The following is a 637-nucleotide window of genomic DNA, read 5'->3' on the forward strand; positions in this document are numbered from 1 at the left end:
GCCGAGCTACTACACCCAGTACAAAGCAGGTCGCCGCGATACTGTGAAGTGGGTTAGAGCCAATAAAGCTGAGCGCGCTGATGTGCTACCAGAAAAAACGCGTGATGTGGTGACTCAGCTAAGCTACACCCGCGCAGAAAGCTACATCACGGTCGGTAAACCAACAGAAAAAGCGTTAGAAATTGAAGGCAAATTGCTAGAGCTAAAACCGTTGACTCACCCATCTGACATCATTGAAGGTGAAGCGGTGACGTTCCAGTTCTTCTTCGATGGCAAACCTCAACAAGGTGTGACGGCAGAGATCACGCGTGAAGGAACGTTGTATCGCAACCATCAAGAGCAAATTGATGTGGTGAGTGATAAAGACGGAAAAATTACTTTTACGCCAGACGTGGCAGGGCGCTATCTAATGAAAGCGAACTACAAAGGTGAGTTGAACAATCACCCATTAGCTGACAAAACCAGCGCGAATGTACACCTAACGTTTGAAACTCTACTCAACTAATCGAATTAGGCTCAGCAAGCGCTGAGCCATTTTGGAATCAACATGAACAACACTTCTATTCTTAAAGCTGCTCTGCTATTGGCTGGATTTTCTTCCTTTCATGCTTCTGCTCACTTTCCTCTAATGAGTTGT

Annotated in this window: 1 protein-coding gene; it reads left to right on the top strand. The window is 46.0% G+C overall.

Going from position 1 to position 637, the window contains the following annotated elements:
- Positions 1–505 (top strand): DUF4198 domain-containing protein (locus R7F64_RS23980; RefSeq protein ID WP_318072165.1); only part of this gene is annotated, 505 nt, incomplete at its 5' end.
- Positions 506–637: the final 132 nt, after the last annotated feature.

Source organism: Vibrio sp. Vb1980 (assembly GCF_033338615.1).
GTDB lineage: Bacteria > Pseudomonadota > Gammaproteobacteria > Enterobacterales > Vibrionaceae > Vibrio > Vibrio alginolyticus.